At 68.3% G+C, this 19,023-nt stretch carries 15 protein-coding genes and 2 pseudogenes; 2 read left to right on the forward strand and 15 right to left on the reverse strand.

Translation table 11 applies throughout. From position 1 onward, the window contains the following. Positions 1-191 precede the first annotated feature (191 nt). Positions 192-377: pseudogene (locus GTY67_RS35060) on the reverse strand (integrase); the annotation flags it as partial. 238 nt (positions 378-615) lie between these two features. On the opposite strand from GTY67_RS35060, the gene GTY67_RS18970 reads away from it, so the two are divergent. Next, positions 616-1,155: a hypothetical protein gene (locus GTY67_RS18970; protein WP_161279438.1), complete on the forward strand. Its 540-nt coding sequence runs from the start codon at positions 616-618 to the stop codon at positions 1,153-1,155. A gap of 286 nt (positions 1,156-1,441) precedes the next feature. On the opposite strand, the gene GTY67_RS18975 is transcribed toward GTY67_RS18970, so the two are convergent. The 12 genes and pseudogenes from GTY67_RS18975 to GTY67_RS19030 form a co-directional block, all read right to left on the reverse strand. Beyond that, complete coding sequence (locus GTY67_RS18975; protein ID WP_161279439.1) at positions 1,442-2,293, reverse strand: hypothetical protein; 852 nt, start codon at positions 2,291-2,293, stop codon at positions 1,442-1,444. Continuing rightward, a complete protein-coding gene (locus GTY67_RS18980; protein WP_161279440.1) occupies positions 2,265-3,071 on the reverse strand; it encodes a hypothetical protein in 807 nt (268 codons plus the stop codon). The genes GTY67_RS18975 and GTY67_RS18980 overlap by 29 nt, the downstream gene beginning before the upstream one ends. A 549-nt stretch (positions 3,072-3,620) precedes the next feature. Further along, positions 3,621-3,932, reverse strand: coding sequence for a hypothetical protein (locus GTY67_RS18985; RefSeq protein ID WP_161279441.1), 312 nt, complete (start codon positions 3,930-3,932; stop codon positions 3,621-3,623). A gap of 166 nt (positions 3,933-4,098) precedes the next feature. After that, positions 4,099-4,641, reverse strand: a complete 543-nt coding sequence (locus tag GTY67_RS18990) for a GPP34 family phosphoprotein (protein WP_161279442.1) — start codon at positions 4,639-4,641, stop codon at positions 4,099-4,101. 11 nt (positions 4,642-4,652) lie between these two features. Beyond that, positions 4,653-4,856: pseudogene (gene fdxA, locus GTY67_RS18995) on the reverse strand (ferredoxin); the annotation flags it as partial. Positions 4,857-4,962: 106 nt separating this feature from the next. Then, positions 4,963-6,615 carry a rhodanese-like domain-containing protein gene (locus GTY67_RS19000; protein ID WP_161279444.1) on the reverse strand — a complete coding sequence of 551 codons (1,653 nt, stop codon included), beginning with the start codon at positions 6,613-6,615 and terminating at the stop codon, positions 4,963-4,965. Continuing rightward, positions 6,612-7,919, reverse strand: coding sequence for a diaminobutyrate--2-oxoglutarate transaminase (gene ectB / locus GTY67_RS19005; RefSeq protein ID WP_161279445.1), 1,308 nt, complete (start codon positions 7,917-7,919; stop codon positions 6,612-6,614). Before ectB ends, GTY67_RS19000 begins: the two co-directional genes overlap by 4 nt. A gap of 5 nt (positions 7,920-7,924) precedes the next feature. Further along, positions 7,925-9,283 (reverse strand): phosphoribosylamine--glycine ligase, encoded by a 1,359-nt coding sequence (gene purD, locus GTY67_RS19010; protein ID WP_161279446.1) that lies wholly within the window; start codon positions 9,281-9,283, stop codon positions 7,925-7,927. Further along, positions 9,280-10,506, reverse strand: a complete 1,227-nt coding sequence (locus GTY67_RS19015) for a fatty acid desaturase (RefSeq protein WP_161279447.1) — start codon at positions 10,504-10,506, stop codon at positions 9,280-9,282. Before GTY67_RS19015 ends, purD begins: the two co-directional genes overlap by 4 nt. Continuing rightward, a complete protein-coding gene (locus GTY67_RS19020) occupies positions 10,499-11,284 on the reverse strand; it encodes a hypothetical protein (protein WP_161279448.1) in 786 nt (261 codons plus the stop codon). Before GTY67_RS19020 ends, GTY67_RS19015 begins: the two co-directional genes overlap by 8 nt. Beyond that, on the reverse strand, positions 11,281-12,606 hold the full coding sequence (locus GTY67_RS19025) for an ATP-grasp domain-containing protein (RefSeq protein WP_161279449.1): 1,326 nt from the start codon (positions 12,604-12,606) through the stop codon (positions 11,281-11,283). Before GTY67_RS19025 ends, GTY67_RS19020 begins: the two co-directional genes overlap by 4 nt. Positions 12,607-12,623: 17 nt before the next feature. Further along, the gene (locus GTY67_RS19030; RefSeq protein ID WP_161279450.1) at positions 12,624-13,913 is read right to left on the reverse strand and encodes an MFS transporter; all 1,290 of its coding nucleotides are present in this window, start codon (positions 13,911-13,913) and stop codon (positions 12,624-12,626) included. A gap of 203 nt (positions 13,914-14,116) precedes the next feature. Between GTY67_RS19030 and GTY67_RS19035 the strand changes: the two genes are divergently transcribed. Continuing rightward, positions 14,117-17,152 (forward strand): BTAD domain-containing putative transcriptional regulator, encoded by a 3,036-nt coding sequence (locus GTY67_RS19035; RefSeq protein WP_161279451.1) that lies wholly within the window; start codon positions 14,117-14,119, stop codon positions 17,150-17,152. 57 nt (positions 17,153-17,209) lie between these two features. Here the strand turns inward: GTY67_RS19035 and GTY67_RS19040 are convergent, their stop codons facing one another. Both GTY67_RS19040 and GTY67_RS19045 read right to left on the reverse strand, forming a co-directional pair. Beyond that, entirely contained in the window at positions 17,210-17,419 is a 210-nt protein-coding gene (locus GTY67_RS19040; protein WP_161279452.1) for a hypothetical protein, read from the reverse strand. Positions 17,420-17,557: 138 nt separating this feature from the next. Beyond that, the gene (locus GTY67_RS19045; RefSeq protein WP_161280169.1) at positions 17,558-18,991 is read right to left on the reverse strand and encodes an MFS transporter; all 1,434 of its coding nucleotides are present in this window, start codon (positions 18,989-18,991) and stop codon (positions 17,558-17,560) included. Between the last annotated feature and the right edge of the window lie 32 nt (positions 18,992-19,023).

Below are 19,023 nucleotides of genomic sequence, written 5' to 3' on the forward strand. Positions count from 1 at the left end.
CCCCAGACGTTGCGGGATAACGACGGAGGGGCACGGATGGCAAACTCGCAGGTCAAAGGCCATATGGGCTTCCGCCGCAGGTCCCGAATCCGGCTTGAGAGACCTTGTAATGCGTAGGTCGTCGGTTCGAATCCGACAGGGGGCTCGGCGGGAAGCCCAGGTCAGATGGTGTCTGACCTGGGCTTCTGTCGTCAGCGGATGCGGCGGCGACGCCGTGAGCGCTCCGTGCGGGTGCCGGGGGTCTCAGTTCTGGTCTCAGAGGGGCCCGTGGGCTGGCCTGGTGTGAAGGCGTTGCCCATGCGGAGCATGGCGTCTTTGGAGAGGGCTGAGCGCCCCTTCACGTAGCGGCGGGTCTGGCTGATCTGGGTGTGGCGGAGGCAGAGCCGAGCGGTCGTGGTTCAGGGCGTCAAGGTCGTTCGTATAGTGGCGTGCTCCACCTTGACGCCCTGAACCACGACCGCTCCACGGTGTGTGGGGCGAAGGCGGACGGGATGGGAGCCGGGGTGAGTGGTGGGTTGAGGGAATGGGCTGACCTCCGAGCTCCCTGCATAACCGATGGCGTGCATTTGTGCGCAGCAGTAACGTGGCACCAGATAAACGGAGTTAGGGTGCCAAATGGACTTCACCGACCAACTGGGCCGACTGGCGAGGGCACATCAGCTCGGTGCTGACCTGTCGGCCAATGTGCAGGCTTGGGGCGACAGCAGATCGTGCAATGCCCAAGCTGTGATCGCACCAGACCGTCTTAGCTGGGAGCTCCGGCTCCGGGTAGCACAGCCCCCACCACTCGCCGAATGGGGCTTCCGCTTCGGCGAAGCGATCAATCATCTTCGGTCCACGCTCGACAACCTGGTCGTCGCCATCGCCCGACAGTCTGGCGTCGAAGACGCGGTACAGCCCCGCGCCCTGAAATTCCCCATCTGCGATGCCCCAAAGGAGGGGGCAGCCGCGAGCGTGCCGCCCGATACGGAGGTCGTAGTTGCGCCGTTCAAGGACGATGCTGTCTTGCTCCGGCATCGCACCAAGGGACGGATCAAATCCGTCCAGGGCAACTACAGCTTCACAGCTCAGGTTCAGGTGGTCTTGGCTGATGCCGTACCTTCGGGGTCACGGAACTTTTGGCAGCACTCTGGGAGTGCACGCATCTGGTCGTGAGCGTCGTAGTAGGGCGAGCGCAGGAGTCAGCCTGAAGCTCATCAAGCGGCCTCTTGTGTAATTGTCTAGTGGTCAAGGCCGGGCTCGCTCAGTGACATCAGCACCTGGTATCAACGACCATGCGCACGAGCGGTCGGCTTCGGCTTAGAGCGACCAATCGGCCGAGGTTCTCCGCTCAGCATGATCGACCTGATAAGGATAAGGGTAGGTCTCAAAGCCTTGGCATGGGCGCCGCCCTTCGTTATGGCCGACGCCCCTGACTCGGCCATTTCCACGGCACCGACCTCTAGTCGTGTCCCCTCCTTGCCCACAGGTAATTCACGCGCTCCTTCTGGCCTGCATAAATCCAGGTCGGTACCGGCGGCGCCCCTGAGGTGGCGATGCAGTAATCGCCGTAGGCTGAAAAAACCGTGCCAATGCGGGAGGAGGAAAGTTCTTCATCTATGAATTTTGTGAGCGAGTCAAGGCGTCGGTCAAGGGTCTCGCTCTTCGACTCGGCTGATCGCCAAGCCGCAACTTCAGTCAGCTGTGTGAAGGCAGCTCCAGAGGCCAAAGCAACGACGATCAAGCGCGCAAGAATAATATTGTTGTCGCCAGAGGTTATTGGGATGGCGATGAGGATGGCCCCAACGGAAGTAATTGAAAACATCCACAGCATGCGTCCGTAGTAGTCTGCGGCCGTTTTATACAGATGCTTCCCCCAAAAGGCATTCTCTTGGAGATGCTCGCAGAGTCGCTTCATGCCAAGAGAAGCCTCGCTCGCGAAATAGTCTGCCGGAACAGGGGAGGGGTGTGTTTCTCCTGCGGTTGGAGTTACGCGACCAAACCAGTTGCTGAGGTCGACTTTTTCGCCGACTGTTCCGAGAGCGTCAAGCAGGAGGCCGCGAATCCTCCCCTCTTCGCCGGCCGAATGGCATTTTGCAGCCTTATTGCGGGCGATCCAGGATGAGATTTGGACGCCCAATGCGATGAGAGCAGGAATATAAGTCAGCGGACTCGCAATGAAGACCGATGTGACGCTAAGGGAGAAGGTTGCCACCTGGAGCCACCTACTCGCTCTGTAACCCTTTGCTGCTTTCTCAAGCTGCGCATTGGCCAGTGCGATGATTTCATGAGACGACACTTGAGAACTGGTCACCTAGTAAGCTCCCCCAGTGGTCGAGAGCCCCTCGCGTATCCCCTTGCTGTTCACACTGAAGGGCCCTATTGGTGATGGCTCGCGCAACGGAAATTGAAGCAACGTGAGCTTTTGGACGCGTTTGGGATGAAGATTCCGCAATCTCGAAGAACTCGGCAATCGCACGCGTGATCGATGGCATTCGAGAGCGAAACGCAGTATTCGCAATATTCTCGATCTCGTAGGATGCGATGGGCTGCCCGTTTTTCTTGCTCCACCATTTTATTATCTGGATGAGGTGAATGAATCCTGCTCCAAGTAGCGCACCTTTTCGGTTAATCTCTTGATTGCGTTCCTCTGGGGCGTATGCATTCCATCGAACTAGATCGGCTGACGGAATTTTGTAGATTCCACTCTTGGGGCTGCTGATATCGGGAATCGCCGGTATCACGTCAACGTCTGGGCCTTGGGTGAAGTGGATGCGAACTGTATTTTCCGAGATGTGCGCTTCGTGGTATCTGGGTTTAAGGGTTTCCAGAATTTTTGCTGTGATGGAATGGGGAGTGGTTTCTGTAGGTGAGAGTGAACTCAATACCGCCACGACGTCTACATCGGAGAAATCTTGAATCGCCGTTGAGCGGGCCAAGGAGCCAGTTATTTTGCATTCTTGTACCACAACTGACTGGCAAAGGAATTGACAAATTTCCCCAGCGCGCTCCAGCGCCTCATCAAGCTGCTGCTGACTCAAGCTGATGCGTCGAGCGAAGAGTGCGAAGGTTTTCTCCAAAGTGGCGTTCATGTATTCGATGCGTTCGGATCCTCGGGTGAAGGGGATGGCAGGGTTGATCTCACGTCATTTTGCCCTAGGAATCCTACGTTCGGTGGTTGTTCGGAGGAATACCCATCATGGGTTTGGGGCCGTCCCCGGGCCGTCCGAAGCTGGCCGACGTCGACGGTCGGCGCCCGTAGGCGCCCCCACCCCGCTCTGGCCTGGGTCCCAGTGATGATCTACCACACTGGAAGGGTTATGCCTGCACCCCGGAGAAGTGTGCTTATGTTCTCTGACCCTGCGGATCGGGTGAGTGTCTAACTCCGTGACAACGCCGACGACCTGCGGCGGACAAGCGTGGACGTCGTCTGGCCTCGTCTGTATAGGGCTGCGCGGCTGCCCGGCCATGCGGTTCGTCATTACGGAGGCTGCCGACGGATGCCCCTGGAACAAGATCGGACAAACCTCAATGCGTAGGTCGGCGGTTCGAATCCGACAGGGGCTCAGCGGGAAGCCCAGGTCAGATCCGTTCTGACCTGGGCTTCCCGCTTCTGTGATGCCGCTGCCCTGTGCCGGTGATCAGGCCGGGGCCAGAGCGCCGAGCGTCAGCTCGGCTTCGTCTCCCGCCGTGGTGACTTCCCGGACCGTCCACGTGCGGGCGTCGATGGAAGTGCCCGCGCCGGTCGTGTACGCCGGGACCTTGAGGGCCGGGCCCGGTGGGTTCTCCGTGTGGAATTCCGCGTCCGTGGCCGCTCCGTCGGGGAAGCGCAGGTAGATGTCGATCGGGTGCGGGGCCGCTGCGAAGGCGGCGGGATCCGGTAGGCCCTGAAGGCGGCAGCGGGCGCCGGGAAACAGGTGAGTCTGTCTGCAGAGGGCCAAGTAGGTGGGCATGAGAGGGCTTCCGGGGTGCGGTCGGGTAGGCGCGTTGTCACGTCGTACGTCGGGGGGTGTCCTCGGTCAGTACATCCGGCTCCGTCGCAGGTGGCCGGTGCGCCACGCTGTGCGGCCGGCCGGGGGCGGGCGCGCCGCCCAGGGAGGCCGGCCGGGAGCGTTCGCTCTAGTACCCCTGGATCAGTTGTCGCTGTGCGGCGTCGGCGCAGGACGTGACCGCTGCGCATATCGCCGTGACGGGTGCGGGCTCGTCTGGTGGGGGTGTCAGGGCGGGGGTGGACCAGCTTTGGTGGGTGGCGTGGAGCAGGCGGTGGAGGGGGCTGTTCGCCCGGGGTGTGGCGGGGGAGGGGTGGTGCTGGGGGAGCAGGCGGGTGGGGGTGGAGATCAGGAGGCCTCTTGCCAGCAGGTGGGTCTCGACCCCGTGGCGTACGTGGGGGGCCAGGCGGTGGATCGATGCCTGGAGCGATCCCGCGCGGCGGCGGGCGGCGAGGCGGTGCAGGACCTCGTTCTGTACCGGGTCGGCCGGCGGGCCGGGGCGGTTGATCAGCAGGAGGGTGCCGCGGATGATGACGCGGTCGGCCGCCGCGAGGTCGATCAGTACGGCGCCGGCCAGCGCGATGCCGAGTTCGACGCGCCAGGACGAGGTGCGGCCGCCGGTCGAGGCGGCGATGTGCAGCATGACCTCGTCGGCGAGTGTCGTCGTGGTCATGGGGCGATCCGGAAGGACTCCCACTGAGGGGGGAGGTCCTCCTCGTAGAAGATCGCGTCGACCGGGCAGACCGGCTCGCAGGCCCCGCAGTCCACGCATTCATCGGGCTGGATGTACAGGGACCGGGGGTTCTCCTGGATGCAGTCGACCGGGCATTCGTCCAGGCAGGCCTTGTCCTTCACGTCGACACAGGGGGCTGCGATCACATAGGTCATCGGGATACCTCGAAGTCGGGACGGAGCCCGGTGCTGCGACCGGCGGCCTGTGCGCGGCCGGTCGCAGCACCGGGGGAGAGGGGCGGGCGCATCGCCCGCGTGCCGGTCAGCGCGGTTCGCCCTGCTCCGTGGGGTAGCCGCCGCGCTTCCAGTGCTCCAGGCCGCCCAGCAGCTCCTTCACCTTGAAGCCGAGGGCCGAGAGCTGGGCGGCGGCGCGGGTGGCGCCGTTGCAGGCCGGCCCCCAGCCGTAGGCGATGTAGAGGGGCTCGGGGGCGAGCCACTTGGCCGTCGCGGGGGAGATGTCCTGGTGCGGGAGGCTGAGCGCGCCGCGGATATGTTCGGCGCTGTAGGCGTCGGTGCGCCGTACGTCGAGGACGACGAGGCCGCGTACGCCCTCCTCCAGGTCGTGGTGGAGGTCGTACGGGTCGGTCTCGCAGGCGAGCCTGAGGTCGTGGAAGTACGTGTGGGCGTTCTCGGGGGCGGCGGGCGGGACGGTCAGGACGCGGCTCGGTTCGGCGTACACGATCGGCCGGTAGTCGGCGAGGCGGCGGAAGTCGCGGTAGGCGGCCTCGTAATCCTTGTTGGAGACGAGGAAGGTGCCGCCGTTGGCCAACAGGGAGTTGCTGCTCTCGATCTCCTCGCCGACCGCCACCTTCCAGGTCATGTCGACCCGGCTCTCCAGTTCGGGGTGGATCAGCTCCTTGACGACGCCCTGCTTCTTCGGCACCACGCCGTCGAAGCAGTAGATCTGTTCGCCGTCGTAGGGGTGGCTCTTCACGCCGGACTCGATCTCGAAGGCGAGGTTGACGAAGGCGACGCCGTAGTTGCGCTGCATGGCGGCGAGACCGGCCATGCCCTTGAAGCGGGCGCCGACCTCCAGGAAGACGAGTTCGTCGTCCCGGGTGTGGAACAGCTCCAGGTGGGAGCCGCCGTCGAGGCGGCCCAGCGCGTCCAGTGCGCGTTCGGCGAAGGCGACCATGCGGGCCACGCGCGGATCGGAGTCGATCAGGTTGATGTCGGCGTTGACCTTGCCCCCGGGCACTTCGAGGGAGTTGACGAGGTATTCGGTGACGCCGCCGAAGACCGTGCGCCCCTGGGCCGAGACGATGTTGACGCTGTACATCGTCCCTTCGACGAACTCCTCGTACTCGTAGGCCCGGCCGAGGTCCGACGGCAGTCCGGTGAACTGGCGGCTGTCGGTGATCTTGAGGACGCCCTCGGAGGCGGCCGCGTCGGTCGGCTTGAGGATGAATGGGAGACCGACCTCGGCGACGACGGAGGTGAAGTAGGCGGCGGGATCCGCCGCGTGGCGCTCCGGGTCGAACGCGTCGAAGAGGGGGACGCGTATGCCCGCTTCGAGGAGCCGCTGCTTCATCAGGCACTTGTCGCGGTACGGCAGGATGTCGGCGGAGCCGGGCCCGTCGAGGCCGAAGTGGGAGCGCAGTTCGGCGGCGACCGTCATGTTCTGCTCGTCGTAGCAGTGGACGGTGAGGTCGGCGGGCGAGGTGTCCGCCAGGAGCTCCGAGATGACCTCGCGTGACGCCTGCGCGTCGACGAGCGAGTACAGCATGGGTGTGGGGTCGGGCAGGCCGCACGGGACGACGTGGACCTGGGTGAACCAGCCCAACTGCTCGGTGGTGAGGTTGTCGGCGTCGCGGTCGGCGAAGATGCCGATCAGCCGCACCTGGGCCGGATCGGCGAGGAGGTCGTGGCGGAAGACGCCGAACCCGCGGGTGGAGACGATGACTGCGGTCTTCACGCGGCCACCTCGCCGGTGGTCGCGGCGGTGAGCTCGGCCACGGTGTCGGCCAGTGTCCGGAGCCCGGCCGAGAGGTTGATCTGGCTGACGGTGAGCGGCGGGAGGAGCTTGAGAACCTCGTCCCGGCGTCCGCAGACCTCGATGATCAGGCCCTTCTCGAAGCAGCGGCGGGAGACCTCGGCCGCCTGGACGCCCAGCGCCGGGTCGAGTTCCACGGCGTGGATCAGGCCGATGCCCCGGACCTGGGCGCCGTAGGGCTGGGCGATGTGGCGGTCCAGGAAGTCGGCGACGAGGTCGGCCTTGGTGCGGACCTGGCGGACGAAGGAGTCGTCGGCCCAGTAGTGGCGCAGGGCCGCGGCGGCCGCGACGAAGGCGAGCTGGTGGCCGCGGAAGGTTCCGTTGTGCTGACCGGGGCGCCAGATGTCGTACTCCGGTTTGATCAGCACGATCGCCATCGGCAGGCCGTAGCCCCCGATCGACTTGGAGAGGGTGACCAGGTCGGGGGTGATGCCCGCGCGTTCGAAGGAGAAGAAGGAGCCGGTGCGGCCGCAGCCGGCCTGGATGTCGTCGACGATCAGCAGGATGCCGTGCCGGTCGCAGAGGTGGCGGAGCTCCTGGAGGAAGGCGACGGGGGCCACCCACACCCCGCCTTCGCCCTGCACGGTCTCCAGCAGGACGGCGGCGGGTTTGTCGACGCCCGAGCTGGGGTCGTCCAGGTGGCGGCGCAGCAGGTCCAGGCTGTCGAACGCGCCGAGCGGGGAGACGGGGTAGGGGAGGTGGGTGACCTGGGGCAGGGTGTTCTCCAGGCCCTGCCGGTAGTAGGCGGATCCGGTGGCGGCCAGGGAGCCGGTGCTGACGCCGTGGAAGCCGCCGCCGAAGGCGATCACGTTGGTACGGCCGGTGGCCAGCCGGGCCACCTTCAGTGCGGCCTCGACGGCGTTGGTGCCGGACGGGCTGGTGAACTGCACCTTGTAGTCGAGGCCGCGCGGCTCCAGGACGTGGCTGCGCAGGGACCGGAGGAAGTCCGCCTTGGCCGAGGTGGAGAGGTCGAGGCCGTGGACGAGGCCGTCGGCCTGGAGGTACTCGATCAGTACGTCTTTGATCGCGTCCGGGTTGTGGCCGTAGTTCAGGGTGCCCGCACCGGAGAGGAAGTCGATGTACCGGGTGCCGTCCTCACCGATGAGCAGGTCGCCTTTGGCGCTGGTGAAGACGGCCGGGAAGGCGCGTGAGTAGGAGCGGACGGCGGACTCGTCGGTCTCGAAGACGGACGGAGTCGCCGGGGTGTCCAGGACGAGCGTGGTCATGGGTGTTACCTCGCTGATTCCGCGACGGCCGGTGCGGCGCCGGTGGTGAGGGGGGAGCGGACCTCGAAGGCGGCTCCGATGTCGGTGCGGTGGCGCATGCCGGGGAAGGAGATGGAGCCGATACGCCGGTAGGCCTGGGCCCGCGCCTCGGTGAGGGTGCGGCCGGCGCCGACCACGTGCAGGACCCGGCCGCCGCTGGTGACCGGGCGCCCCTCCGCGTCGGCGCGGAGGTTGGCGTAGAAGAGGTGGGCGTCGTCGCCCGGGGCCGGGTCGAGGCCCCGTACGGGCTGGCCGGTGGTGAAGGTGCCGAAGGGCCAGCCGGGTGCGGCCGTGGAGTCGGCCGGGTCCAGGCAGCCCTGGGTGAGGGCGATGCTGCACCGCACCTGGCCATCGGTGACCAGCAGACTGCGACCGAGGTCGCGGCGGAGCACGGCGCGGCACAGCTCGGTGAAGTCGCTGTGCACTCCGGGGAGGACGGCCTCGGCCTCGGAGTCGCCGAACCGGGCGTTGATCTCGATGACCTTGAGGCCCGTGTCGGTGATCATCGCCCCGATGTAGACGAATCCCGTGTACGAGAGGCCTTCCGCCGCGACGCCGCGGAGGAACGGTTCGACGAGGTCGCGGCGGATCTGTTCCAGCAGGGCCGGCGAGGACTGGGGGTGCGGGGCGAGGGAGCCCATGCCGTCGCAGTTCTTGCCGACGTCGCCCTCCAGGGTCCGCTTGAAGTCCAGGGCGGTGGGGAAGAGCAGGTAGTCCTCGCCGTCGAGGAGGGCGAAGACGGAGATCTCGCGACCGTAGAGGCGTTCCTCGACGACGAGTTGGAGCGCTTCGCCCTGTGCGGCGGCGAAGGCGGCCACCGCGGCTTCGGCCTCGGCGGCCGTGTCGCAGACCACGGCGCCGTCCCCGTCGGGGGTGAGCCCGTCGGTCTTGACCACGCAGGCGTACGGGCGTTCCCGGATGTAGGCCCGGGCTGCCGGCTCGTCGGTGAACGCGGCGTACTCGGCGGTGGGCAGCCCGTGGTCCACGCAGAACCGCTTTCCGCGCTCCTTGCTGGCCTCCAGCTGGGCGGCGGCAGCCGACGGGCCGATCACCCGGTGGCCGTGGGCGGCCAGGGTGTCCACGTACCCGGCGCAGAGCGCGTCGACGTGGGAGACGAGGACGAACTCCACCGGGTGGTCCGCGAGGAACGCCAGGGCGGTCGAGGGGTCGTCGACCTGGATCCGGGGGACCGGGACGATGCGCTCGTCGGTCAGGACATCGCAGCCGGGGCCGTAATACACGGTCACGGAGGGGTCGGTGCGCACGAACAGATCGCAGATCGCATGCCCGCGTCCCGTGCCGTCGATCACCAGTACGTCGGTCACAAGCGGCCTTTCACTGTGCGGCCGTCAGGGGTGACAGCCCCCGTGGCGACCGGTACGGATTTCTCCCACGGGGTGGGCGTGACGTCCTCGGGCAGACCCGTCTGGTCGCCCTCCACCTGTCCGGCGGCCTGGAGGTGGTCGGCGAGCGAGCCCCATACCTCGGTGTAGCGCTCGGGCCGGTTGTCCTGGTCGTCCGCCCGGATCCAGGGGGAGTTGGCCCAGTCGCAGGCCGGCATGACGTGGTGCAGATCGTGCTGGACGGTGTCGCCGACGAGGACGAACATGCGGTACGAGGAGTGGACGACCAGCATCCGGAACGTCCACTTCGCCCACGCTCCCGCCCGGCGGACGCCGGTGACCGAGTCGGCCGGGACGGCCTCTCCGCAGAAGCGGCCGAAGGTGAGCAGGTCGCGCTGGTCGCGGGGGAGCCGTTCCTGGTTGCCGAAGAGCCACCAGCGGTGCTCGGTCATCGTGTAGAGGTAGGTGCACGCCTGGAAGAAGACCGAGGCCGGGACCAGCCACAGCACCAGCCACTCCTGCCACCAGCCGGTGAGGGTGATGAAGGTGGCGGTGGCGGCGAGGTAGGCCAGGGACATCGCCAGGCGGTAACGCGGCTTCACGCCGATGAAGTTGGACGTGATCCGGTTGAAGAGGAACCGGGCGTGGTGGCGCGGGGAGAACAGGGCGCCCCACAGGTAGCGGCGGAACTGGGACCGCGTCATCCCCGGGCGCATCCCGGTCGACAGCAGGTAGCGGGTGTCGCCGTCCTTCATGGAGCAGGGGAAGGCGTGGTGGGCCAGGTGCTCCTTGCGGTTCTCGTCGTAGGGGGTGCGCCAGAAGAGCGTGGTGATGAGCTCGCCGACGAGCCGGTTGCTCCAGGCCTTCTTGGTGAACATGCGGTGCAGCGTCTGGTGGACCACGACCACGTCCAGGCGCCGCATGCCGCCGCCGGTCAGCAGCCAGCCCAGCAGCAGCAGTACCGGCGACCAGGCGGTGAAGGGGTGCAGGGCGTGGGCGCCGAGCGCGATGCCCGCGGCGATCTGCGCGGTCCCGAGCAGACCGGCCTTGAGCGGGCTCCACGGTATGAGCTGCTTGCCCCCCTTGAGCGGGACACCGGTCACCCAGGTGAGGTAGGGCTGCACGAAGGCGGGCAGGACCCGCATGGACTCGCGGGGTTCACCGCCGGTCAGGACGGTCTCGTGGGTGTTGGCGGAGTTACGCACCGACGCCTCCGAACAGCACGTCGTTGGTCTCGTGGGTGATGTCGCGGTCGAGGTCGGCGCCGCTCGCCCACGTCATGTTGACGATGGTGCGGCTCGTCTCCCCGCGGATGGGGTAGACCCGGTGCATCGTGGTGTCGGTCTTGACCACGTAGGCGTCGCCGGCCTCGAAGGCGTACGAGCGGACCTGGCTCTTGAGCAGGGCGCCGTGCACGTCGGGGTTCTGTTTGTCCCAGGAGGTGTGCGGGACGGCCTGGACGAAGCCGCCGTCGCGGTAGTCGGGTGCCTGGAGCACCAGGATGAAACCGTAGGTGTAGTCGTCCCAGTGCCAGCCGTGGGTGTCGCCGTTCTTGCCGAGCCGGCTGATCACGTAGTGCTCGCCGGCGTACGGGCAGGTGAACACCTCCTCGCCGACCACCTGGCCCAGCAGTTCCTTGACCGCGGGGGAGAAGTACGTGGCGTGGATGAGCCGGCCGTGCTCCTTGATGACGGGCTGGCCGACCGTCGTCATCTGCCGGGGGGTTCCGTCGGTGATGTCGAAGCTGAACTTACGGTCCACCCCGTGGCCGTCCATGATGCCGGCCGCCTCGTCCTGGAGCGGGCGGAGCAGCTCGGGCGGGCAGAAGCCGCGCAGCGGCACGATGTGCTCGTCGCGGAACCGCTCCTGGAGGCCGGTGAGGGTTTCGCCGGTGAACCGGGCGAAGTGCCGCGCGAAAAGGTGCTCGGGGTCGAGGGGGGTGCCCTGCTGCGTCTGCGGACCGGTCTCGTCGGTGAGGGTCATGCGCGGTTGTCTCCTTGTGTGCTGGTGCGGGTTCCTCGGTGGCGTGGAGCGATGACGCGGTTGTTGGGGTTGTCGCCGAGCGGTTCGCCGTTGAAGACGGTGGTCCTGCGGACCTCCCGCGTCCGGCGGTGCAGCTCTTCGGGCGAGTCCGCGGTGACGACGACCATGGCGACCACGTCCAGCTGGTCGGCGCGGCCGCTCAGGGGCTGCCCGAAGGGTTTGGTGGCGCGGCCGTACTCGGTGCCGTCGGGGAAGGACAGGTCCGTCATGACGGCGGCCCCCGGCGGCGGCAGGAGGAGCAGGTCGGCCGAGTTGCGCGGGGTCCGGTCCAGGAAGGCCAGGTCGGGGCGGATTCCGCAGGCGAGGTCGGTGAGCGGGACGGCGTAGTCGGTGCCGTATGCGTTGCCGATGCAGACGACCGCGCCGACGCCCGCGGTGCGCGGGTTGAAGTCGATCAGTTCCACGGGCCCTTCCTCGGGCACCATGACCTCGACGTGGGTCGGGCCGTGGGTGAGGCCCAGCGCCCGGTGGAAGGCGGTCACCCGGTCGACGATCTCTGTGTGGCGCGGATGCGCGTACGGGAAGCACACGCCGAGTTCGACTACCGGGTCGAGGGCGGAGACGTAGCGGCCGGTGATCCCGACGATGTGGACCTCGCCCTCGTGGACCAGGGACTCCACCGAGACCAGCTCGCCCTCCGCCCGCTCCTCCAGGACGAATGCGCCGTGCGCCTGGATGTACTCGCTCATCAGCGGGTTCGTCACGGTCACGGAGGCGGTCTCCTCGGCTGCCGAACGGAGTTCGTCCAGTGAGGCGACGGTGTGGCAGAGAGCGGAGCCGGTGCCGTTCGCCGGTTTGAGGACGGCCGGCCCGTCGAAGCCCCAGCTGTCCCAGGTCAGCGCCTTGTCGAGGGTGGTGGAGCGGAGTTCGGTGAGGCCTTCGGCGTGGAGGGCGCCGCGTACCAGCGCCTTGTCCAGGACCCGGGTCACCGTGGCGGCCGTGCTGGTGGGCAGACCGGAGCGCTCCCGGAGGACGGCTTCGGGGCGCAGGGCCCCCTCGAAGGCGGTGTAGGTGCCGGCCACTTCGTACCGGTCGAGTACGTCGTCGAGTAGGCGGCCGACCTCCGCGGTGTCGGTCCAGGTGGTGACCGCGACGACTTCGTCGACCACGCCTTCCGGTACGGCGAAGGGGCCTTCGGTGAGCAGGGGGCCCTGGTTCAGGGCGATCACGTGGAAGCCCCGGCGCTTGGCCTCCCGGGCGACGAGGACCATGTGGTTGAGGAGTTCGAGCAGGACGAAGGCCGGTGGCTTGGCGTTCGGCATGGAGGGCGTCTCTCTCTTCACTGGGCGGCCGGCGCTTCGACCGGAACGGGCTGGGCGGTGGGGGCGGTGGCCTGACGGCGGCTCTGCCGGCGCCTGCGCAGGAACTCCCAGCCCACGACCAGGGCCACGATGAGGGCGACATCGGCGTAGATGGCCTGAGTGATGCCGATGCCGTCCATGCCACGGGCGAAGACGAAGGCGAAGACGGCCATCAGGCTGTAGCCGATCGCGGTCTGCACGCCCACGACGGAGGAGACCTGGGAGTCGGGGGTGCGGGCGATCATCAGCTTGAACTGGTGGACCCAGACGACCTCGCCGCAGAGCACCATCACCGAGAACAGGGCCACGCTGAGGTGGATGTTCCCGCTCGCGCTCGGCATGGCCAGATAGCACAGGGCGGCCAGGGCGACAGCCGTCAGGTTCACGGCGTTCTCGTTCGCCGGGGTGATTTTCCCGCGGCGGTTGAAGAACTGGTAGACGAAGATGCCGGCCATGATGCTGACCGATTCGAAGGTGAAGAACAGGGCGGTGCCCGACTCGCCCCAGTGGAACCAGACTTCGGGAATGACCGTGATCAGGGATTCGTACGTAGCCTGGAAAGCGGTCACCGACAGCACGATGTAGAAGACGGCTGTTCCGACGGTGTCCTCACGTGCCATCAGGGAAAGCGCGCCCCGCGCCCCGGAGAGACTGCCGCCCCCGCCCGCCGTGCGGGCCATGCGCAGGGACTCGTCCATACGCTCCTGGTTCGGGCGGACGAACATCATCATGACCGCCGCCACCACGAAGGCGCCCGCGTCGATCCAGACGACGGCCGTGAAACCGACGTACTTCAGGATGAAGACGCCCACCGCTCCGGCCAGTGCCAGCGCCAGCGGGAGGCTGGAATTGAAGACCGGGGAGTACAGGTCGGTCTCCCGCTTGTCGAAGAACTGGACCAGTGCCTTGACCCGGGCGTTGCTGACGGCGCTCTTCAGCAGGGACCGCACGAAGATGAGGACGACCGCTCCGACGAACATGTCGGGGGCGAGGAATCCCAGGAAGAGCAGGGTGACGCCCGCGGCGGCGATATTCAGTCTGATGAGCAGCGTCTTGGCGTTCTGCCGGTCGATGTACTGCGCGGCGAAAATTCCGACGAACAGGTTGGCGATCCAGTCGGCAGCGAAGACGATCGCCGAAAGCGTCGCACTGCCGGTTTCCCGGAACACGTAAGCGGCATAGGAGATCATCAGCAGCTTTGAGCCGAACAGGGAAATAAAGGATGCCAGGAAGCTGAGGAGGAAGTTTCGGCGCATATAGACGCTCATGTCAGCTCGCTCTTTCCGGCAAAGGCCATGGGGGGTTCGAAGGGTGCGCCGGCGGGCGTGTCCCGTCGTTGCACCGGAGTCTTTGCCAGGGCGATACCGACTGCGTTCCGGACCGGTACCGAAGCCGATCGGGATCGGCCTAGAATCTGCCGGTCACGCTCCCTAACCTGGGGCAATGTCCTTGAGAGGGGGGTCTCGGCAGGATGACGGAAATAGCCGAAGACGCGATTAGGTTCAACATCCTTGGCTCATTGGAGTGTTGGCAGGAAAAGCAGCGCATCAGGCTCGGGGGGCCGACTCAGGAGCGGGTGCTGACGATGCTGCTGCTGGAGGCCGGGCGAGTGGTGACGGTCCCCCGGCTGATCGAGGCGGTCTGGGGGGACGCGCCCCCGGCCACCGCCGTCCAGCAGATCCGCAAGACGGTCGCCGATCTGCGGCGCCGCCTCCCCCGGGGAGCCGAGTACGTCGTCACCGAAGGGGCCGGATACCGGGCCGACATCGCGCCCGGCCAACTCGACCTGGACGCGTTCCGGCAGAACGTGCGGGATGCCGCGGCGGATGTCGCCGGGGGGCGGTCGGCCGACGCGGTGGAGAAGCTGGGCGCGGCTCTGGCGCTGTGGCGCGGAGGGGTGATGTGCGGTCACGGGGGTCCCGTGATCGACGCGGCCGCCACTGCCCTGGCGGAGCACCGGATCGCCGCCACCGAGCAGTTCTTCGAACTGCGGCTGGAGGCAGGCGAGAGCGGTGAGCTGGTCGGCGCGTTGCGTGAGGCCGTCGCCGAGCACCCGCTGCGGGAACGGCTGCGGGGCCGGCTCATCCTGGCCCTCTACCGATCTGGCCAGCAGGCGGAGGCCCTCGCCGAGTACGGGCGGGTGCGGGAGCTGCTCGTCGAGGAGCTCGGCATCGACCCGGGCGCGGAACTGGCCCGCCTGCACGAGGACATCCTGCGGGGCAGCCCCGAACTCCTCGGCCCGGTGCCCGCGGTCCGGTCACCCGCTCCCCGGGCCCCGGCCCGCGCGACGCCCGGCACCGGGGTCCCGGCGCCCCGCTCCCTCCCGTACGACCTGTCGGACTTCACCGGCCGGGAACGGGAGCTGGCCCAGTTGCTGGAGATGAGCTCCGCCGGGCGTACCGGGATCGTGGGGGTGGACGGCATGGGAGGCGCGGGCAAGTCGACGCTCGCCGTGCACGCCGCCTACCGGCTCGCCGACGACTACCCCGACGGCCTGCTCTACATCGACCTGTTCGGCTTCACCCCGGGCGAGCAGCCCCTCCAGCCCGCCGCCGTGGCCGACGCCCTGCTGCGGCAGCTGGGGGTCTCGGACGCGCAGATCCCCGACGACGACCGGGAGCGGTTCGCGCTGTGGCGGGCGTGGACCGCGGGCCGGCGGATTCTGCTGATCCTCGACAACGCCGCCGACACCGCCCAGGTGCGGCCCCTGCTGTCCGGCATGTCGCACGGGCTGGTCATCGTCGTCGGCCGGGTCCGCCTGCTGGATCTCGACGGCGCCCGGTGGCTCTCCCTCGGCAGCATGGAGCCCGAGCAGAGCGCGCTGATGCTGACCCGGACGCTGGGCGAGGCACGGGTGGCCGCCGAGCCGAGGGCGGCCCGCGCTCTCGCGCAGCTGTGCGGGCATCTGCCGCTCGCCCTGCGCATCGCCACCGCCCGGCTGCGGAACCGGCCGCACTGGACGTTGCAGTACTTCGTGGGCAGACTCCACGACGAGTCCCGCCTCCTCAAGGAGCTCTGCTCCAGCGAACGCAGCGTGGCCACCACCATCCAGATCTCCTACCAGGTGCTGGAACCGGGCCAGCGGCGCGCCTTCCGCCTGCTGGGGCTGCACCCCGGCACCGACATCGACGTGCACGCGGCGGCCGCCCTGTTCGGCATGAGCCCCCAGGACGCCGAGGCCATGCTGGAAGCGCTGCTGGACGTGCATCTGCTCCGGCAGACCTGCATGGGCGTGTACTCCTTCCACGACCTGGTCCGCAGCTTCGCCCGGGGGCCGTGGCTGACGACGCGGGAGGAGGAGCGGTATGCCGCGCTGGGAGGCCTGATCGACTACTACCTCGCGGCGTCGGACCGGGCCTGCCGGACGCTGTTCCCCGGCCGGGTGGAGTACGCGGCCGTGGCCGCCGGAGAGCCGCCGGAGCTGCCGCCCCTGGGGAGCCCCGCCGAGGCCGGGAAGTGGTTCGACCGGGAGCTGCGCGCCCTCCAGGCGGCCGTGACCCTCGGCAGCGAGCGGGGCTTCCCCCGCCAGGCCGCCTACCTCGCCCGCAACACGGTGTTCCAGTTCCACCAGCGGGGCGACATCGTGGGGTACCGGGAGACCGGGGAGGCCGGTCTCCACGCGGCCCGCCTGGCGGGCGACCGCGTCGCGGAGGGGTTCAGTCTGCGGAACCTGATCGCGGGCCACTCGATGCGCGGGGAGTTCCGGAGCGCGGCGGAGTGCGGTGAGGCGGGGCTCGAACTCGTCAGGTCGGAGAACGACCGGCAGGACGAGGGCATCTACCTGGCGCAGGTGGGCTGGGCCTACTGCGCCCTGGGGCGCCTCGACGAAGGGCGGCGCGCCATGGAGCGTGCCGTCGCCCTGCTGAGGGAGACGGGGGAGGTCATGGAGGAGACCATCGCGCTGTGCAACCTCAGCTCCGTGTACACCTGGCTGGGGCGGGCAGACGACGCGGTGGTCGCCGCCGAACGGTCCTTGCGGCTGAACCAGCAGGTGAACCACGGGATGCACCGGGCCGGCGCGTTGAACGACCTGGCCATCGCCCACCTGTCCGGCGGCAATCTCCCGGAGGCGCTCGCGGCGCTGGACCAGGCCCTCGAACTGGGGGAGGAGGAGGCGACGCCCCGGAACCTCGCGCTCACCCACATCCTCACGGCCGACATCTGCCAGCGCGATGGGCGCGGTGAGCAGGCGCCCGCCTACGTGCGGTCGGGCCTGGACCTCGCCGAACCCCTGGCGACGCGGCCGTGGAAGTCCGAGATCGAGAACGTCGCCGGTCTCGTCCACCGGCGCAGGGGCGAGCACGACCTGGCGCTGGAACTGCACGGCCGGGCCCTGCGTCATGCCTCGGCGAGCGAGTACCGCATCCAGATGGCGTGGGCCTTCGACGGCCTGGCGCAGGCCCTGGACGGAGCCGGGGAGCACGCCTCGGCGGCGGAACACCGGCGGAGCGCGGACGAGCACTTCGAGGCCATGGGCGTCCCGGGCGGCAGCCGCATGCGCCTCTGACACGAAAGGCGGCTCCGCTCCCCGTGCCGGGGAGCGGAGCCGCCTTGTCCGGGTGCGTCAGTTACCGGCCTCGCGCGGGCCGTTGATGTCGCCCAGAACCGTTCGCTCCCCGTGCTGTCCCTCACTCAGACCGGCGTGGGCCGCTCCCCCGGTGATGAGGATCGCCGCCAGCGCGAGAATCCCCAGCGTTCCCGCCAGCTTGTGTCGCATTTTTCCCCCTGCGTATTTCATGTCCATGTGTTGTGCGCTTCCTGCGAAACCGATCATGGGGGAGATCGGGTCCGAGCGAAATCCCTTCGGATACCGAATGGATACCGGCTGGAGGGTCCGGGGGAGCGGCCCAGAGGGCGGTCGGCCTGCCCAGGGCCCTTCGTCGAACCGCCCTCCGTCGTGCGACGCCTGGTTCTACGCCGGGTTCGCCGCCGCCACCCCCGGCGCCGGGTCCGGGGAGGCCGCGGCCTCCCCGAGCGGGGGCTTCGCCGTGCGTACGGGGATGAGCGCCGCGACCACCGCCGCGGCCAGGCCCACCCCGCAGCCGATCAGCATCGCGACGCGGAAGCCGTTCTCGGAGGCGAGCTGGAAGCCGCTGAAGTCGGTGGTCATGCGGGCCAGGACCACGCCGATGACGGCCGCCGCGAACGATGTGCCGATGGAGCGCATCAGGGCGTTGAAGCTGTTGGCCGAGGCGGTCTCCGACTGGGGGACCGCGCTCATGATGAGGGCGGGCATGGCGCCGTAGGCGAAGCCGACGCCCGAGTTGCAGACGAGGGTGACGATCAGCAGGCTCCACGGGGAGCCGGAGCCGATCAGGGGGACGGAGAGGCCGTAGCCGACGGCGATGAGGAGGCTGCCGACGGCCAGGGTGACCTTGGGGCCCTTGGCGGTGGAGAGCTTGGCGCCGAGCGGGGACATCGCCATCATCATCAGTCCGGCCGGGGCCATCCACAGGCCCATCGCCAGCATGGACTGGCCGAGGCCGTAGCCCGTCGCCTCGGGGAGCTGGAGCAGCTGGGGGACGACGAGGGACTGGGCGTACATCGCGAAGCCGACCAGGATCGAGGCCGTGTTCGTCATCAGGACCTGCGGGCGGGCGGTGACGCGCAGGTCGACCAGCGGGTCGCTCAGGCGCAGCTCCCACCAGCCCCAGGCGGGCAGCAGGACGAGCGCGGCGGCGAAGAGGGCGAGGGTCGTGGCGCTGCCCCAGCCCCAGTCGGCGCCCTTGGAGACGGCGAGCAGCAGGCAGATCAGGGCGGCGCCGAGGCCGATGGCGCCGGGCAGGTCGAAGCGGGTGCCCGCCCCGGCCGGGCGGTCGCCGGGGACCAGGGCCAGGATCAGTGCGCCGACGGCGAGGGCGAGTACGGCGACCACCCAGAACAGCACCCGCCAGCTGGTGTTCTCCGCGATGGCGGCGGCGAACGGCAGGCCGAGCGCACCGCCCACGCCCATCGACGCGCTCATGATCGCGATGGACGGGCCGAGCTTCTTCGCCGGGACGACGTCCCGCAGCAGGCTGATGCCGAGCGGCACCACGCCCATGCCGAGACCCTGGAGGCCGCGTCCGGCGATCATCGGGACCACGGACGAGGACAGGGCGCAGACCACCGAACCGAGGACCAGCGGTACGAGCGAGACGAGCAGCATGCGCCGCTTGCCGTACATGTCGCCGAGCCGTCCGGCGACGGGCGTCGACACCGCGGCGGCCAGCAGGGTGGCGGTGATGACCCAGGAGGCGTTGGACGCGGAGGTGTCGAACAGCGTCGGCAGCTGCGCGATCAGCGGCACCACCAGGGTCTGCGTGAGCGCCGCCACGATGCCGGCGAAGGCGAGGATCCCGACGATGCCTCCGGGACCGGCCGCGGGTTCTGCCGGGC

The sequence above is a fragment of the Streptomyces sp. SID8374 genome, assembly GCF_009865135.1.
GTDB lineage: Bacteria > Actinomycetota > Actinomycetes > Streptomycetales > Streptomycetaceae > Streptomyces.

Excerpts from the sequence above, each read along its gene's own strand:
- GTY67_RS18970 (WP_161279438.1), top strand. The coding sequence starts at position 616 with ATGGACTTCACCGACCAACTGGGCCGACTGGCGAGGGCACATCAGCTC.
- GTY67_RS19040 (WP_161279452.1), bottom strand. The coding sequence starts at position 17,419 with ATGATCGGTTTCGCAGGAAGCGCACAACACATGGACATGAAATACGCA.
- GTY67_RS19030 (WP_161279450.1), bottom strand. The coding sequence starts at position 13,913 with ATGAGCGTCTATATGCGCCGAAACTTCCTCCTCAGCTTCCTGGCATCC.
- GTY67_RS18990 (WP_161279442.1), bottom strand. The coding sequence starts at position 4,641 with ATGACCACGACGACACTCGCCGACGAGGTCATGCTGCACATCGCCGCC.
- GTY67_RS18985 (WP_161279441.1), bottom strand. The coding sequence starts at position 3,932 with ATGCCCACCTACTTGGCCCTCTGCAGACAGACTCACCTGTTTCCCGGC.
- GTY67_RS19025 (WP_161279449.1), bottom strand. The coding sequence starts at position 12,606 with ATGCCGAACGCCAAGCCACCGGCCTTCGTCCTGCTCGAACTCCTCAAC.
- GTY67_RS19020 (WP_161279448.1), bottom strand. The coding sequence starts at position 11,284 with ATGACCCTCACCGACGAGACCGGTCCGCAGACGCAGCAGGGCACCCCC.
- ectB (WP_161279445.1), bottom strand. The coding sequence starts at position 7,919 with ATGACCACGCTCGTCCTGGACACCCCGGCGACTCCGTCCGTCTTCGAG.
- GTY67_RS19035 (WP_161279451.1), top strand. The coding sequence starts at position 14,117 with ATGACGGAAATAGCCGAAGACGCGATTAGGTTCAACATCCTTGGCTCA.
- GTY67_RS18980 (WP_161279440.1), bottom strand. The coding sequence starts at position 3,071 with ATGAACGCCACTTTGGAGAAAACCTTCGCACTCTTCGCTCGACGCATC.